We start from the raw sequence: 16,176 nt of genomic DNA, 5'->3' as shown, positions 1-16,176 counted from the left end.
GGTTGCGGGTTCAGGCTAGGACGGGATTCGGTTTCTGGCAAGTTTTCAGTTCCTTACTGGTTTTTGCGACGTTCATAGAGGCTCAGCGCACGGGCACGTCCATCGGTCAAAGACACGACCGGTTTCGGATAGCTTTCTTGTGCCGACAAACCCCAGGGTCGGGGAACAGCTTCGAAATAGCTCAGTGCGGTTGCCGAGGGCTCAGCCCGCCCTTCCGCGATCCATCTATCCAGATATTTGGCATTTGGATCAAAGCGTTCTCGTTGCGTGTTCGGGTTGAATATCCGAAAATAAGGTGCAGCATCCGGGCCCGAACCTGCCACCCATTGCCACCCCATCGCATTCGCAGCGGGATCCCAGTCAATCAGGCAATCGGCAAACCAGTCCATTCCGATTTTCCAATGCGTTGTCAGATGCTTGGTCAGATAACTTGCAACGATCATCCGCGCACGATTGTGCATCCGGCCAGTCACATACATCTCGCGCAGCCCGGCATCCACAAGCGGAACGCCTGTCCGGGCTTGCATCCAGGCCTGTACCTCAAGCCTGTCCGGATCGGTGTTCCAGAGGAATGCGTCCCATTCCGGCTTCCAGTTGCGATGCAACAGATGCGGCCAGTGGTACATCAGGTGATAGGCGAACTCACGCCAGACCAGTTGCCGTAAGTAAGCCTCGGCCCCTGAGACACCCATCTGAGCAGCAGCCTGCACCCGATGCCAAACCGTGCGTGGACCGATTTCTCCGAGCGAGAGGTATTCGGAGAGATCAGAAGTGCCAGCCACATCCAGCCGATCCCTTTGATCAGAATAGAAGCTAAGGCGGTCCAGAAATGCAGCTAGCTGATCCAAGGCCGCGTCTTCACCTGCCCTTACATACCGACCGACGATGCGCGCTCCGCGCTGCATCCTTCGATCCAACTGCCACTCGGACAGCAGATCTGACGACGGCCAGTTCTGTGGTGCCGGTACCCGGACGGGCATCTGTTCGGGTGGCGGTACGTCCCGGTCTCGCACTGCGCGCCACATCGGAGTGAAGACTCGAAAAGGCTGACCTGCCTTGGTTTCAACAGCCCAAGGCTCGAACAACAGATTTCCGGGAAACGAGCGTACTTCGATCCCCTGCTCTGAGAGCGTGGATTTGATCTGCTTGTCTCGCGCGATTGCCCCGGGATCATAGGCCCGCGTCCAGTAAACTGCGCGGGCACCGGTTTCGGTCACCAGCTGTTGAAGAACGTCCAGAGCGTTACCCCGGCGCAGGATCAGACGGCTACCGACGCCTCTGAGAGTGCGCGAAAAAACCTCTAGGCCCTTCTCCAAACGCCATTTTGGTGCCGCGCCGAGGGCGTGAACCTGATCATCCAGAATATAAACGGGAATGATCGGGGCACCCGACTGTACCGCAGCGCAAAGTGCGGGATGATCGCAAAGCCGAAGATCGCGGCGAAACCATAGAATGACTGCAGGCTGCTCTGTTGCCATATCCGACCCATGTTTTCCTCAGTGTACGAAACGGGACAGATAGTGGATCACAAAACGCGATCAAGCGCCTCCAAAAGCTGACTAATTTCCTGTTCGGTGGTGTAATGCGTGAAACTGAGCCGCAAGACGCCCTGTTCAGGATCGACGCCCATCGCCTGCAAGGGACGGACAGCGTAGAAATCACCGCCCCCGGCCATGACGCCATATTTGGCAAGTTCGGCGGCAACAGGTTCAGCCGCTGTGTTCAGCGCCAAAGCAACCGTGGGCGCGCGGCGTGTCGCGTCCGAGGGTCCGATCAGACGCAGGGCGTTTCGGTCCTTCACCGCATCAAGCAGAGGCTGAAGCAGCGTCACCTCATGCGCACGCATCAGGTCGTGCACAAATGCGCCGCGCGCAGCGGCACCGGTATCAGGCCCGGCATGATGAGCGCAAAGCTGATCCAGATAGTCGGCCATCCCGGCGCTGGCCGCAATCTGGGCATGATCAGGGCCAGCCGGAGTAAACCGTTTATAAAGCGATGCCGCGTTAAAATAGTGCGCCTGATTGGGCAACATCTCACCCAGGCTGCGGCGGATGACCATAAGGCCCTGATGTGGTCCATATGTCTTATAGGCCGAGAACAGATAGATGTCGGGGCCCAGATCACCGACATTCGGCAATCCATGCGGCGCATAAGATACGCCATCGACGCAGACAAACGCGCCTGCGGCGTGTGCAATCGCAGTGATTTCGGTCACCGGGTTGATCTCACCCACCACGTTCGAGCAATGCGGAAAGCAAACCAACCGGACCTTGTCGTCCAGAAGGTTCTCAAGACCCCGTGGGTTCAGCGAGCCGGTGTCAGGGTCGATCTGCCATTCACGGATTTCGATGCCGTCATCCGCCAGCCGACGCCACGGGCCGGAATTTGCCTCGTGATCCTGATTGGTGACAACAATGGCGTCGCCCGGCCGCATCCATTGCCGGAAGGCCTGCGCCAGCACGTAAGTATTCTGTGTGGTCGATGGGCCAAAGCTCAGCTCATCCGCTTCGACCCCCATCAGCGCAGCCAAACGGGTGCGGGCCTCATCCATCTCGGCCCCTGCAAGCTGGCTGACTTCGTAAGGCGCATAGGGCTGAACTTTGCGTTGTGTATAAAACCGAAACAGGCGGTCGATCACCGGCTTGCAGGTATAAGAACCGCCAGCGTTCTCGAAAAACGCCTGCCCCTGCAGGCTGGGCTCGGCAAAGGCGGGAAACTGCGCCCGCACAAAATCGATATCAAGGGATGTCATCCCGCGTCTCTCCTTAGTCAGCGTCCACGTCTTGGCGGACGATCCGCGCATGATCCCGGACCGTTCCGAAAACATGGCAGGTCTTCCAGCCAAGCCGCGCCCCTATCGCTGCGCTGAGGGATCGTCGGCAGCCCTTCGGGTGAAACGCGTTCACCCGATTGACCGCGCCAACTAGCCAGAGGATTTTCATTCAGTCAAGCCGATGATCTGATGCCACAGCCTGTCATCAGATCATGCAACACTCGGACCACCCTGAATTCCATGAGGCACGACAATGAACTATATTCCAAAGGATTTTCTGGTCTGGGGCGAACTGCCCGTCCGCGATTTGGACAAAGCCATCGCGTTTTATTCCGACGTGACCGGAGCCGACCTACAGCTTGATCCGAACTGTCCCACACCAATGGCGGTTTTCAAACCCGTAGACCCTGATAAGGGTGTCGCCCTGCATCTGTATCCCGGCAAACCTGCAGAAAACGGTCAGGGACCAACCCTGCACCTGGCCGCCAGTGGTCGCCTGGAAGACGTCATGAAACGGGTTGAACGCGGCGGCGGACAAGTGGTCTCGGACCCCGTACAAATCCCCGCCGGACGCTTTTTCTATGCCACGGATCCCGACGGGAATTCTGTAGGCTTCTTTGAGGGCCAGACCTGACAAAAATGGCCGGGCGTAATCGCCCGGCCTGGTCCTTTAGCCTTGCACCTTGGTATAAGTGCCCTCGCCAGCCAAGATACCCCGGAATCCACCGGGCTCATCCAGGCCGAAAACGATAAGAGGCAGGTTGTTGTCACGCGCCAAAGCGATGGCTGAGGCATCCATGACGCGCAGGCGCTTGGCCAGAACATCGTCATAGCTGACGGTGTCATAGCGGACTGCATCTGCATTGGTCTTGGGATCTTTGTCGTAAACCCCATCCACGCCATTCTTACCCATGAAAATGGCCTCACACGCCATTTCATTGGCGCGTAGCGTGGCGGCGGTATCCGTGGTGAAATAAGGATTGCCGGTGCCCGCAGCAAAGATGCAGACCCTTTTCTTTTCGAGGTGACGCACTGCCCGGCGGCGAATGTAGGGCTCGCAGACCTCATCCATCCGAATGGCCGAGATAACGCGGGTAAAGACCCCTACCGCCTCCAACGCAGATTGCATAGCCAGCGCATTCATGACCGTGGCCAGCATGCCCATGTAATCTGCGGTCGTCCGCTCCATCCCCTGCGCTGATCCGCTGAGGCCACGGAAGATATTGCCTCCGCCGATCACCATGCAGATTTCGACACCCAGATCATGGACCGATTTGACCTCTTGCGCGATGCGCTGGACGGTGGGCGGATGCAGGCCGAATCCCTGATCCCCCATCAATGCCTCGCCCGATATCTTCAACATGACGCGATTGTACTTTGTTTTCGGGGTCTCGACGGATGAGGGAAGGGTCATGTTGCGCTCCGGGCTGGCACGGGGTTATTTTCCGGCGCAAAATGAAGCAAAACTTCCGCAGGTTCAATGCGGATAGTCAGGAATAGGGCAAGTAACGATGGCCGACACGACTGCCGACCGGCTATGGAGCCAGTTGCCCTCGATTCCGGACGACAAACCTGTACTGATTGCGGGCCCGACAGCCTCGGGCAAGTCCGCGTTGGCGTTGATGATTGCCGAGCGTTTCGGTGGCGTAATCGTGAACGCAGATGCCAGTCAAGTTTACGAATGTTGGCGCGTCATCTCTGCCCGGCCGTCGTCCGAGGAGGAGGCGCGCGCGCCGCACCTGCTCTATGGCCATGTCGCTTGGGACCAGACCTATTCGACAGGGCATTGGGTCCGCGAAGTCACGCCGCTGTTGAAGAGCAAAACGCGTCCGATCATCGTCGGCGGAACGGGCCTGTATTTCTCGGCGCTGACTGAGGGTATGGCCGACATCCCTGCAACTCCGCCTGAAATCCGGGAGCAAGCCGATGCATTGTCGTTGGAAGAGTTGATCGAAGGTGTGGACCCCGAAACGCTTGCTAGACTGGACCGTCGCAACCGCGCCCGCGTCCAGCGCGCGTGGGAGGTTCAGCACGCCACTGGTCGACCTTTGTCTGAATGGCAGGCCGATACCCCGCCGCCGGTCCTGAACCTGCAGGATACTGTCCCCATCGTTTTCGACGCCGAAAAGGATTGGCTGCTGGACCGGATCAATCGCCGGTTTGACCAGATGTTGGAACAGGGCGCGATAGAAGAAGTCGCTGCGATGCGCGACCTCTATGACCCCGCCCTGCCCGCCTTCAAGGCAATCGGCGTACCTGAACTGATGGCATATCTTGACGACCGGATGTCGCTGACTGACGCACGCGAACGGGCCACGATTGCGACACGTCAGTTCGCCAAACGGCAGCGCACCTGGTTTCGGGCTCGGATGAAGGCCTGGCATCAGTTGAATGCTGCAATTTAGATCATTTGGTCAAAAACATTGAAATAACAGAAGCTTGACCATCAACCGAATTTGCGAGCAATCACAGGTTCGACAATGTCGGCGCGACTGCACAAGCAAGTTTCAGATTGATGCCCTATCCATTGCACTTTCCTTTCGGATGTCGCTTTTGTACAAATGATGACGATTTCCGACATTGACGGCAGCAAAAAACTGGTGCCGAATGCCCGCATGGGGATGTTCAGAAATCCAGAAATAGAGTGCGCGGCCCAGATAACCGGCAAGAACCGGCGGCACCAGGGTCAGGATCAATAAATCCGCACTATAAAATCCAAAAAAATTCAGTGTCACAGGGAGACATCTATGGAAAATCAGACAATCAACGGAAAGCCGATGCATTGGGCGGCAGAGATGCACGCGCAGGAATATCGTAATGGCGACCTGAATCGCCGCGAATTTCTGGCTCGTGTCACTGCGCTGGGTGTGGCCGTTCCGACCGCTTACGGGATGATCGGCCTCCAATCACCGGCTGCCGCGCAAGAGGCGCAGCGCGGTGGCACAATCCGCTATCAGATGGAAGTACGCGCGCTCAAGGATCCGCGGACTTATGACTGGACTCAGATTGCGACCTTCACCGCAGGCTGGCTGGAGTATCTTGTCGAGTACAACAATGACGGCTCGTTCAAGCCAATGCTGCTGGAAAGCTGGGAAGCCAATGACGACGCGACCGAGTACACTCTGAACGTCCGCAAAGGCGTCAAGTGGAACAACGGCGACGACTTCACTGCCGAAGACGTGGCGCGCAACATCGAAGGCTGGTGCGACGCATCGCTTGAGGGCAACTCGATGGCGTCCCGCATGGCGTCGCTGATCGACGATAGCACTCAGAAAGCTGCAGACGGTGCGATCACCGTTGTCGACTCGCACACTGTGAAGCTGAAGTGTAGCGCACCGGATATCACCATCATCCCAGGTATGGCCGACTATCCGGGTGCCATCGTCCACAGCAGCTTTGACGCAAACGACATGCTCTCCAACCCTGTGGGCACCGGCTTCATGATCCCTGAAAGCCATGAAGTTGGCGTCAAGGGCGTTCTTGTCCGCAACGAGGACTTCGACTGGTGGGGCTATGAGGCCGGCAAAGGCGGCTATATCGACCGGATCGAATTCATCGACTACGGCACCGACCCGGCCGCGTTCCTGGCCGCCTACGAGGCCGAAGAGATCGACATGAACTGGGAGTCGGTTGGTGAATTCGTCGACATCTTTGACGGCATTGGCCTTGTTCGTTCGGAAATCCCGTCGGGTTTCACGATCGTAATCCGTCCGAACCAGCTGGCGGAAGATGCGGACGGCAACAAGATCTATGGCGACAAGCGTGTACGTCAGGCTCTGGCTATGGCGGTCGACAACGAAGTGTGCCTCGAGCTGGGTATGTCAGGTTACGGTATCCCGGCAGACAACTGCCATGTTGGCCCGATGCACCCCGAATACGATTCGGCGATAACCCGTATTCCTTACGATCCCGCAGGGGCCAAGGCGCTGATGGACGAAGCCGGCATGGGTGATTTCGAGCACGAAGTTCAGTCCATCGATGATGACTGGCGCCGGAATACCACCGCTGCTGTAGTCGCCCAGTTGAACGACGCGGGCATCAAGGCCAAGCACACGGTTCTGCCGGGCTCGACCTTCTGGAACGACTGGACGAAATACGCCTTCTCATCGACCAACTGGAACCACCGCCCGCTGGGCACTCAGGTTCTGGCGCTGGCCTATAAGTCGGGTGTGGCGTGGAACGAGTCCGGTTTCGCCAATGAAGAGTTCGATAAGCTGTTGGCCGAGGCGAACTCGATCGCGGATGTCGACATGCGCCGCGAGGTGATGGCCAAGTTGCAGGCGATCATGATTGACGAAGGTGTGACCATCCAGCCGTACTGGCGGACCGCGATGCGCCACCATCGTGACAACATGGTCGGCGTCGAAAAACACATCGCGGACCTACCGCAGTTGTATAAGTTCGGCCTGACATCCTAACCCAAGAAACAGGGGCCGCGCCGATTGGCGCGGCCTTTTCGTCCTGAACACGGCGACAAAAAATCAGCGATGCCTGAAGTAATCTGCAGTTCACGCAGGCCGACCAACAGGGGCTAATATGGGACTTTTCATTCTAAGGCGCGTAGGCATCATGCTTTTGACAGCATTATGTCTGACATTCCTGGTCTTCTTTCTGACCAATCTCTATCCGAACCTCGAAAAACTTGCCAAGACGCAAGGCAATTTCCGGATGTCGGATGAGCAGGTCGAGAGCTATCTCGAAAAAAACGGTTACCTCCAATCCACGCCGATCAAATATGGCGAGTGGCTGGGTGTCCTGCCTTCGTTCCGTTACACGAATGAGGACGGCACGGTTCAGGGCAGATGCATTCTGCCGGGCAAAACTGCCGAAGAGTCCCCCAATTTCTGCGGTATTCTGCAGGGGTACTGGGGATATTCGACCGTCTTCAAGGACGAGGTCTCAACCGTGGTTGGCAACAGGCTCGCTCTGACCGGTCGACTGATGCTCTGGGTGATGCTGCTGATGGTCCCTTCGGCGCTGATCCTCGGCATCTTGGCAGGCATGAAAGAAGGCTCGGCAACTGACCGGACACTTTCGACCTTTGCCATTACCACGACGGCGACACCAGAATATGTGTCAGGCGTAATCTTTATTGCGATCTTCACGTCCTCTGCTGTCGGTCTGAAATGGTTCAAAGGCACCGCAACTCAAGCGATGGAGAACCCGACGTTTGAGAACTTCTTCTTACCCGTCCTGACGATTGCACTTTATGGGATGGGCTATATCGCCCGGATGACCCGCGCCTCAATGACGGAGGTGATGACGGCGCAGTATATCCGAACCGCACGTCTGAAAGGTGTGTCCTTCCCGAACATCGTCATGAAGCACGCGCTGCGCAACGCGCTGATCGCACCCTTCACCGTCATCATGCTGCAGTTCCCGTGGCTGCTGAACGGCGTTGTGATCGTCGAGACCCTGTTCAACTACAAGGGCTTTGGCTGGGCGCTGGTGCAGGCGGCGGGCAACAACGACATCCAGCTCTTGCTGGCGATTTCGGTCGTGTCGGTCTTTGTGGTGCTGGTGACGCAGCTGATCTCGGATATCGGCTATGTCTACCTCAACCCGCGCATTCGCATTTCATAAGGAGGGTTAGATCATGGAACCACTTACCTGGACCGGCTCTATCGCCTTCCTGAATCCGCTGCTGGCCTTGGCACTTGGGCTTATGGTGCTGTCCATCGTCGTCTGGATGCTGGCCAGCATTGTGCTACCCGAGGACCAGATGACGGTAAACCCGGACGGCACGTTGACCTCAAGCTCAAGCGTTCGGAACCTGATACAGGCTGCACTACGCTACAGCTTTCTGGCCAGCGTGGGACTTGCGGTCGCCTACATCGTGCTGGGCATTCTGATGGGCACAGGCGCCGGTATCATCGGTGCCATATCCCAACAGTTCCTGCCGGTATGGCTGTCACTGATTATCCTCTATGCGATGTCAATCGCGTTCAAACGCAAGCTGGGCCTTTATGGCAAGCTGTTCGACAGCCCTATCGGCATGATCGGTTTCGGCCTTGTGATGTTCTGGGTCTTCACAGGGATTTTTGGGGCGCTCGATCTTATCGTCACTCATGATCCGCTGGCGCAGATTTCAGGCATGAAGAACAAGGTGCCGGGTACGCCTCTGCCCAATCTGGAGGACGGCCAATACGCCTGGTACCTGCTGGGCGGGGACAACCTGGCCCGAGACGTCTTTAGCCGTATGGTCAAAGGTGCCTGGATCGTTGTTCAGATCGCGCCACTGGCGACGATGTTTGCCTTCATGGTCGGTATCACTCTGGGTCTGCCCGCAGGCTACTACGGTGGTCGGTTGGACACGCTGCTGTCATTCCTGGCCAACCTGATCCTCGCCTTCCCGGTGATCCTGCTGTTCTACCTGTTGGTCACACCCGAGATCGTGGCAACCGGTGTGCCGAACTATATGGCAGCGGTACTGTTCGTATTCCCGATAATCTTCCTCGGCGTTTTGCTGAACTCACGCTACTACACGCGCCCAAACTTCCGGACGCCGTTGCTGATTGGGGTTCTGGGTGTCGCGCTCTGGCTTTATCTCTCGTTGATCTCGACTGGGGGCTACATCATCAGCACCGACAGCTACCGCATCTGGGGCCTTCCTACCTATCTGGATCTGTTCGACATTCCGGGCGGTATTCTGGTGGTGTTTGTCTCGGTCGTCTTCGTCAACTCACCCACGGTGTTCCGTATCGTGCGAGGACTGGCGCTGGACATCAAAACCCGCGACTACGTCGCTGCAGCCCAGACCCGTGGCGAGGGTCCGTGGTACATCATGCTGTGGGAAATCCTGCCAAACGCTCGCGGTCCTCTGATCGTCGATTTCTGCCTGCGCATCGGCTACACTACCATCCTTCTGGGAACCTTGGGTTTCTTCGGGCTGGGTCTGCCACCGGAAAGCCCGGATTGGGGTTCGACGATTAACGAGGGGCGCAAGCTCTTGTCGATCTACCTGCACCCGGCCCTTCCACCCGCGTTGGCCTTGTTGTCGCTGGTTCTTGGATTGAACCTGCTGGCGGATGGTCTGCGCGAAGAAAGTCTGAAGGACTGATTGTGATCGAGGCCGGGGGCTCTGCCCCCGGACCCCCGGGATATTTTTAGCCAGATGAAGGGGATCCCCCGGACTCTCGCGAGGAGTAACAAGATGAACAAACTGGCGGATTATGACGGGCCAATTCTGGAGATCGACAAGCTATCGATTTCGTTTTTTACCCGTCTTCGCGAAATCCCCGCTGTGATGGATTTCTCGGTCAGCGTACAGCCCGGCGAGGCTGTGGGGCTGGTTGGCGAATCCGGTTGCGGCAAGTCCACTGTTGCGCTTGGGGTCATGCAGGACCTCGGTAAGAACGGGCGAATTGTTGGTGGTTCGATCAAGTTCAAGGGTCGTGACCTGAGTGAGATGACCACCGAGGAGTTGCGCGACATTCGCGGCAATGAGATCGCAATGATCTATCAGGAGCCGATGGCTTCGCTGAATCCGGCAATGAAAATCGGCAAGCAGCTGATGGAAGTTCCGATGATCCACGAGGGCGTCGGCGCCGAAGAGGCTTATGCGCGCGCCCTTGAGGTTGTGACCGATGTCCGCCTGCCCGATCCCGAGCGGATGCTGAATTCATTCCCGCATCAGCTTTCCGGCGGTCAGCAGCAGCGGATCGTGATTGCGATGGCGCTGATGTCGAAGCCGGCACTGCTGATCCTGGATGAGCCGACGACCGCGCTGGACGTGACCGTTGAGGCCGCGGTGGTCGAACTGGTCAAGGATCTGGGCAAGAAATACGGCACATCGATGCTGTTTATCTCGCACAACCTCGGGCTTGTGCTGGAAACCTGTGACCGGCTCTGTGTGATGTATTCGGGTGAGGCGGTCGAACGCGGCTCGATCAAGGATGTGTTCGACGAGATGCAGCATCCGTATACGCAGGCGCTGTTCCGCTCGATCCCATTGCCGGGGGCCGACAAGAACTCGCGTCCGTTGGTGGCCATTCCGGGAAACTTCCCCCTGCCCCATGAACGGCCACCGGGCTGTAACTTTGGGCCGCGCTGCGATTACTTTGAAGAAGGGCGTTGTGATGCCAAGGACATTTTGATGGAAGCCGTGCCCGGTAATGACCGGCATCACACGCGCTGTCTGAAGTTCCAGGAGATCGACTGGAACGCTCCGATCACTGTGGGAGAGCAGAAAGAAAAAGGAGAAATCGGCCGGACTGTTCTGAAGATGGACAACCTCAAAAAGTATTATGAGGTGGCGGCCAATGCCCTGTTCGGTGGCGGCGAAACCAAGGTGGTCAAGGCCAACGAGACGCTGAGTTTCGAGGCGCATGAATCCGAGACACTTGCCATTGTGGGTGAATCCGGCTGTGGCAAATCCACGTTTGCGAAAGTGTTGATGGGGCTTGAGACAGCCACTGACGGCCAAATCCTGCTGGACAATCGCAACATCGAAGCTGTGCCTATTGAAGAGCGCGACGCCAAAACCGTTGGCGAGGTTCAGATGGTGTTCCAGAACCCGTTCGACACGTTGAATCCATCGATGACAGTGGGTCGCCAGATCATCCGGGCGCTTGAGATCTTTGGTGTTGGCAATTCTGAGGCCGAGCGGAAGAAGCGGATGCTGGAATTGCTGGATCTTGTGAAGCTGCCGCGCGCTTTCGCCGACCGGATGCCGCGCCAGCTGTCTGGTGGTCAGAAGCAACGTGTAGGTATCGCGCGCGCCTTTGCCGGTGACGCGCGGATTGTTGTGGCGGACGAGCCTGTCTCGGCGCTGGATGTGTCGGTGCAGGCGGCGGTGACCGACCTGTTGATGGAAATCCAGCGGGAACACAAAACCACGCTGCTGTTCATCAGCCACGACCTGTCAATCGTGCGCTATCTGAGCGACAGGGTGATGGTGATGTATCTGGGTCATGTGGTCGAGCTGGGTACGACCGATCAGGTCTTCGCCCCGCCCTATCACCCCTATACCGAGGCTTTGCTGAGTGCTGTTCCCATCGCGGATACGTCGGTTGAGAAACAGCATATCGTGCTTGAAGGCGACATCCCCTCGGCCATGAATCCGCCGCCGGGCTGTCCGTTCCAGACACGGTGTCGCTGGAAATCCGAGGTGCCGGACGGGCGCTGCGAATCCCATGTGCCGCCGGTTCAGACGCTGGCGGACGGCCATCAGGTCAAATGCCATCTGGCTGAAGACATACTGGCGCGCATGGAGCCCGTCATCAAAGTTGCGGCGGAATAAGCCGTCACAACATCAGAAGAGAGGGCCGGTTCAATACCGGCCTTTTTTCGTAGGGTTATCCGCCCCAGATCACTTTCACGTAGTTCTGGGTTTCTTTATATGGCGGGATACCGCCATGCTTCTCGACAGCTTTCGGCCCAGCATTGTAGGCCGCGAGCGCCAATGGCCAGGATTTGAACTTACGGTACTGCCACGACAAATACCGAGCGCCGCCCTCCAGATTTTGAATCGGATCATGCGGGTTTACGCCAAGCAGCCGCGCCGTCTGCGGCATCAGCTGGGCAAGGCCCAATGCCCCCTTATGTGACTTGGCAGCCGGATTCCAACCGCTTTCCTGCTGTACAAGACGCAGGAACAAATCCTCGGGGATATTGTGTTGACGGGCAGCTTTCCGGGCATGTTCCAGAAATTGCCCCCGATAGTTGCCGGTATAGCGTTTGGAGAACTTTCCGCGCTCGGTCTTGGGTTTGAGCCGTTCCGACCCGCGATATTGCGTGGCTGCGCGATTATCCAGAACTTTGGACTGTTTCAGGAAAATGTCTTTGCGGTTCTTCGAGGATAGTGTCTGTGCCTGTGCAACCGAGGCCACCAGACAAATACTCAAGATCGAAAGACCACCAACCAGAAAACGCATTAATGCTAATCCTGCACGCTCAACAACCAGACGGATTATAGTAAAATCAGCTGGAAATGAAAGCTTGGTAAAGATCATGCTAATATTTTCCCGCTTAACGTTGCACTGTGTTTCAACCAAGACCCGGCCCGTATAGGGTCACCAACAGAACAATGCGCCAGATTCGGGCGCAATCCATGACGAAAAGAACGAGGGAATATATGGCAGGTTCAGTCAACAAAGTCATTCTGATCGGCAATCTCGGTGCCGACCCTGAGGTGCGGTCGTTCCAGAATGGTGGAAAAGTGTGCAACCTGCGCGTCGCGACGTCCGAAACCTGGAAAGACCGCAATACCGGAGAACGTCGGGACCGGACCCAGTGGCACTCGGTTGCTATCTTCTCGGAACCTCTGGTCCGGGTTGCCGAGCAATATCTGCGTAAGGGCAGTAAAGTCTATATCGAAGGACAGCTGGAAACCCGGAAGTGGCAGGATCAATCGGGCCAAGACAGATACACGACCGAGGTGGTCCTGCGGCCCTATCGCAGCGAGCTGACAATGCTGGACGGTCGCGGTGAAGGCGGCGGCGGTGGCGGCGGAGGTTATGGCGGCGGCCAAGCTGGCGGTGGCTATGGCGACCCATATGGAAGTCAATCCAGCGCCCCTACCCCCGCATCGGGCGGGATCGATGACGACGAAATCCCGTTCTAAACCAAGACGGAGATAAAAAATGGCATGGTCCTTCTCGCTCGGCCGATTACTCGGTTCGGAACTGAGGGTCCATGTCACCTTCTTCCTTCTGTTGGCATGGGTCGGATTCGCCGCTTATTCCAGCGGAGGTTTACACGCTGCCATCCACAATCTTCTGTTCGTTCTGGCGCTGTTTGCCTGTGTTGTAGCTCATGAGTTCGGCCACGCCTTAATGGCCCGACGCTACGGCATTCGAACCCCCGACATCACGCTTTTGCCGATCGGCGGACTGGCCCGGTTGGAAAGAATGCCGGAAAAACCGATGCAAGAGGTATGGGTCGCGCTCGCCGGGCCCGCCGTGAACGTGGTGATCTGGCTTGTTCTGGTGTTGCTCGGCGCTGGAACCCAGCTTGAAACCTTCGCTCAGATTGAATCAACGCATGCCGATCTACTGACCCGATTGGCCTATGTGAACCTGCTGCTGGCCGCATTCAACCTGATCCCGGCCTTTCCGATGGATGGAGGACGCGTGTTTCGCGCCCTGCTGTGCCTGAAAATGGATCGGGTCAAGGCAACCCGTTTCGCAGCGGTCGGCGGGCAGATTGTTGCGGTTGGATTGGGGTTCCTCGGGCTAACGTCGGGCAATCCGATCTTGGTTCTGATTGCAATCTTTGTCTTCGTCGCCGCTAATGCCGAGAGTCAGGATGTCGCCATGCGCTCAGTCGCGCGGCGGGTTCAGGCGCGCGACGCGATGATCACCGAATTCCACGCGCTTTCGCCCGAGGATACGCTGGCAACCGCAGCGCAGGCCGTCATCCACACCACGCAGCATGAGTTTCCGGTGCTGGATCACGAAGGCGAGTTGTTGGGGTTTGTTACCCGAGACCGCCTGTTTACCGCGCTTGCTGGCGATCACCCACGCTCGGAACTGGCCCTTTCGATTGTTGAGCCCAACATACCCAAGGTTTCCCTGACAAGTGGGCTGAACAAGGTTCTGGACGCGTTACACGAGGGTGCACCTGCCATTGCGGTATGCACAAAGGCTGGCAAGATGGTCGGATATATCACCCGCGAGAATATCGGCGAGCTGATGATCATACAGGGGCGCTGAGCCGCGTAGTCAGCACATCTCGAGCGCGTCTTCGAGCACTGAGATCACCGCGTCCTTCGGAACGTCCGATGTGACAAACGCCTTCCCGATGCCGCGCGTCAGAATGAAACGCAGCTGTCCATCGATCACCTTTTTATCCTGGGCCATCAGATCGACCAGAGCCTCAGCGTTCGGTAATTTTCCGGGAATATCGGCCAGATCGGTCTTCATGCCCATGGCGCGCAGATGCGCCCGCACGCGGCTCGGGTCTTCCTGCGAACACAGCCCCAATCGCGAGGAAAGCTCAAACGCCAGCGCGCAGCCGATGGCGACACCCTCACCATGCAAAAGACGGTCGGAATAGCCAGTCGCCGCCTCCAGCGCGTGGCAGAAGGTATGGCCCAGATTCAACAACGCGCGATCACCTTGTTCAGTTTCATCGCGGGCAACAATATCCGCCTTCATCTGAACCGATCTGGTTACTGCCTGAACGCGAGCCGCCATATCGCCAGAGGACAGGCTTGGCCCGTTTCGTTCGAGCCATTCGAAGAATTCCGCGTCCCCCAGCAGGCCATACTTCACCACTTCGCCATAACCGGCCAGAAAATCGCGCGCCGTCAGTGTTCCCAACACGGCAGTATCCGCCAGCACCAGCGAGGGTTGGTGAAACGCTCCGATCAGGTTCTTACCCTGAGGTGCATTGATCCCGGTCTTGCCCCCAACCGAGCTGTCGACTTGCGCCAACAGAGAGGTTGGGATTTGCACGAAGCGCACACCGCGCCGCATCACGGCTGCGGCAAAACCTGCCAGATCACCGATAACACCGCCTCCGAGCGCGACGACGACATCGTTGCGCTCGACTTTCTCAGCCAGCAGCCATTCAACCGCACGTTCGAAATGCGGCCAGCTTTTGGTGGCCTCTCCGGCGGGAAGCGACAATGCTGTCATCTCGATGCCGGAGGTGGCCAAGCCGCTTTGCAGAGCAGTCAAATGTAAATCAGCGACCCTCTCATCCGTTAGAACCGCAACACGAGGGCGCGACAGCAACGGTGCGATACGCGCGCCTGCCTGCGCCAATAGGTCCGGGCCGATCTCGACATCATAAGAACGCTCGGCCAAGTCTACATGTACGGTCTGATGCATTAATTCCGTTCCAAAACATCCGGGCGCGTCTCAAGCGCGGCTACAACCCGGTTCACCATATCTTCGATCGCAGTCTCGCCATCCGAATCTGCGACGAGATCGGCCTGTTCATAAACGGGCACGCGTGCCTGATACAAATCACGCAATGTCGCATAGGGATCCGCGGTGCGCAGCAAGGGTCGCGTATCCTTATGCTTAACGCGGTTCCACAGCACATTCAGGTCAGCCCGCAACCAGACCGAAACACCCCGGTCCGAGATCATCTGCCGATTGCCCTCAGCAAGAAATGCCCCGCCCCCCGTTGACAGGATGCCCTTCTGCTCTTCATCCAGCAGCCGCCCGATCACCTGAGTTTCCTTGCCGCGAAAGAAGCGTTCGCCATCGCGGGCGAATATCTCGGGGATGGTCATATTGGCCGCCGATTCGATCTCGGCATCGCTATCGAGAAACGGCACACCCAGACGCGCCGCCAATGCACGCCCCACAGCCGTCTTTCCTGCGCCCATCATGCCAACCAAAACAACGGTTTTGTGCAATCGAAACCGATCAGAGGTGCCGGGGCGCGACGGGTTATGCTTAATTTCGCTCATTTCATCGTGAATGACGTGATCTTGGAAAAAATGCCAG

General features: G+C 57.5%; 16 protein-coding genes. 8 read left to right on the top strand and 8 right to left on the bottom strand.

Features of this window, described 5'->3' with window-relative positions; all coding sequences use genetic code 11:
- Window positions 1–53 precede the first annotated feature (53 nt).
- The 3 genes from ACR0IV_RS03195 to ACR0IV_RS03185 are packed head-to-tail and all read right to left on the bottom strand — an operon-like array spanning window position 54 to window position 2,942.
- Window positions 54–1,478, bottom strand: a complete 1,425-nt coding sequence (locus ACR0IV_RS03195; protein ID WP_480657900.1) for a cryptochrome/photolyase family protein — start codon at window positions 1,476–1,478, stop codon at window positions 54–56.
- A gap of 47 nt (window positions 1,479–1,525) precedes the next feature.
- Window positions 1,526–2,752, bottom strand: a complete 1,227-nt coding sequence (locus tag ACR0IV_RS03190) for an aminotransferase class V-fold PLP-dependent enzyme (protein WP_480657901.1) — start codon at window positions 2,750–2,752, stop codon at window positions 1,526–1,528.
- 13 nt (window positions 2,753–2,765) lie between these two features.
- Window positions 2,766–2,942, bottom strand: coding sequence for a hypothetical protein (locus ACR0IV_RS03185; RefSeq protein WP_480657902.1), 177 nt, complete (start codon window positions 2,940–2,942; stop codon window positions 2,766–2,768).
- 84 nt (window positions 2,943–3,026) lie between these two features.
- Here ACR0IV_RS03185 and ACR0IV_RS03180 point away from each other — a divergent pair, with 84 nt between their 5' ends.
- Window positions 3,027–3,407, top strand: a complete 381-nt coding sequence (locus ACR0IV_RS03180; RefSeq protein WP_480657903.1) for a VOC family protein — start codon at window positions 3,027–3,029, stop codon at window positions 3,405–3,407.
- A 36-nt stretch (window positions 3,408–3,443) separates the two neighbouring features.
- On the opposite strand, the gene pyrH is transcribed toward ACR0IV_RS03180, so the two are convergent.
- Window positions 3,444–4,187, bottom strand: coding sequence for a UMP kinase (pyrH, locus tag ACR0IV_RS03175; protein ID WP_480470004.1), 744 nt, complete (start codon window positions 4,185–4,187; stop codon window positions 3,444–3,446).
- A 97-nt stretch (window positions 4,188–4,284) separates the two neighbouring features.
- Between pyrH and miaA the strand changes: the two genes are divergently transcribed.
- The gene (miaA, locus tag ACR0IV_RS03170; RefSeq protein WP_480470005.1) at window positions 4,285–5,178 is read left to right on the top strand and encodes a tRNA (adenosine(37)-N6)-dimethylallyltransferase MiaA; all 894 of its coding nucleotides are present in this window, start codon (window positions 4,285–4,287) and stop codon (window positions 5,176–5,178) included.
- 102 nt (window positions 5,179–5,280) lie between these two features.
- Here miaA and ACR0IV_RS03165 read toward each other — a convergent pair whose 3' ends face one another.
- Window positions 5,281–5,508, bottom strand: a complete 228-nt coding sequence (locus ACR0IV_RS03165) for a hypothetical protein (protein WP_480470006.1) — start codon at window positions 5,506–5,508, stop codon at window positions 5,281–5,283.
- A gap of 12 nt (window positions 5,509–5,520) precedes the next feature.
- On the opposite strand from ACR0IV_RS03165, the gene ACR0IV_RS03160 reads away from it, so the two are divergent.
- The 4 genes from ACR0IV_RS03160 to ACR0IV_RS03145 all read left to right on the top strand — a co-directional run bounded on the left by ACR0IV_RS03160 (window position 5,521) and on the right by ACR0IV_RS03145 (window position 12,014).
- Complete coding sequence (locus ACR0IV_RS03160; RefSeq protein WP_480470007.1) at window positions 5,521–7,191, top strand: ABC transporter substrate-binding protein; 1,671 nt, start codon at window positions 5,521–5,523, stop codon at window positions 7,189–7,191.
- A gap of 118 nt (window positions 7,192–7,309) precedes the next feature.
- Window positions 7,310–8,356: an ABC transporter permease gene (locus ACR0IV_RS03155; RefSeq protein WP_480470008.1), complete on the top strand. Its 1,047-nt coding sequence runs from the start codon at window positions 7,310–7,312 to the stop codon at window positions 8,354–8,356.
- Window positions 8,357–8,369: 13 nt separating this feature from the next.
- Window positions 8,370–9,833, top strand: coding sequence for an ABC transporter permease (locus ACR0IV_RS03150; RefSeq protein ID WP_480470009.1), 1,464 nt, complete (start codon window positions 8,370–8,372; stop codon window positions 9,831–9,833).
- A gap of 93 nt (window positions 9,834–9,926) precedes the next feature.
- The gene (locus tag ACR0IV_RS03145; protein WP_480657904.1) at window positions 9,927–12,014 is read left to right on the top strand and encodes a dipeptide ABC transporter ATP-binding protein; all 2,088 of its coding nucleotides are present in this window, start codon (window positions 9,927–9,929) and stop codon (window positions 12,012–12,014) included.
- Window positions 12,015–12,069: 55 nt separating this feature from the next.
- Here ACR0IV_RS03145 and ACR0IV_RS03140 read toward each other — a convergent pair whose 3' ends face one another.
- Window positions 12,070–12,648: a lytic transglycosylase domain-containing protein gene (locus tag ACR0IV_RS03140; RefSeq protein ID WP_480470011.1), complete on the bottom strand. Its 579-nt coding sequence runs from the start codon at window positions 12,646–12,648 to the stop codon at window positions 12,070–12,072.
- 200 nt (window positions 12,649–12,848) lie between these two features.
- Between ACR0IV_RS03140 and ssb the strand changes: the two genes are divergently transcribed.
- Both ssb and ACR0IV_RS03130 read left to right on the top strand, forming a co-directional pair.
- Window positions 12,849–13,337: a single-stranded DNA-binding protein gene (gene ssb, locus ACR0IV_RS03135; RefSeq protein ID WP_480470012.1), complete on the top strand. Its 489-nt coding sequence runs from the start codon at window positions 12,849–12,851 to the stop codon at window positions 13,335–13,337.
- Window positions 13,338–13,356: 19 nt separating this feature from the next.
- The gene (locus ACR0IV_RS03130; RefSeq protein WP_480657906.1) at window positions 13,357–14,427 is read left to right on the top strand and encodes a site-2 protease family protein; all 1,071 of its coding nucleotides are present in this window, start codon (window positions 13,357–13,359) and stop codon (window positions 14,425–14,427) included.
- A gap of 9 nt (window positions 14,428–14,436) precedes the next feature.
- Here ACR0IV_RS03130 and aroB read toward each other — a convergent pair whose 3' ends face one another.
- Window positions 14,437–15,549, bottom strand: coding sequence for a 3-dehydroquinate synthase (aroB, locus tag ACR0IV_RS03125; RefSeq protein ID WP_480657907.1), 1,113 nt, complete (start codon window positions 15,547–15,549; stop codon window positions 14,437–14,439).
- A complete protein-coding gene (locus ACR0IV_RS03120) occupies window positions 15,549–16,139 on the bottom strand; it encodes a shikimate kinase (RefSeq protein WP_480657908.1) in 591 nt (196 codons plus the stop codon). The genes aroB and ACR0IV_RS03120 overlap by 1 nt, the downstream gene beginning before the upstream one ends.
- Window positions 16,140–16,176 lie beyond the last annotated feature (37 nt).

This window comes from Ruegeria sp. C2 (assembly GCF_056537765.1).
This window is presented reverse-complemented; position numbering and strand designations above follow the sequence as displayed.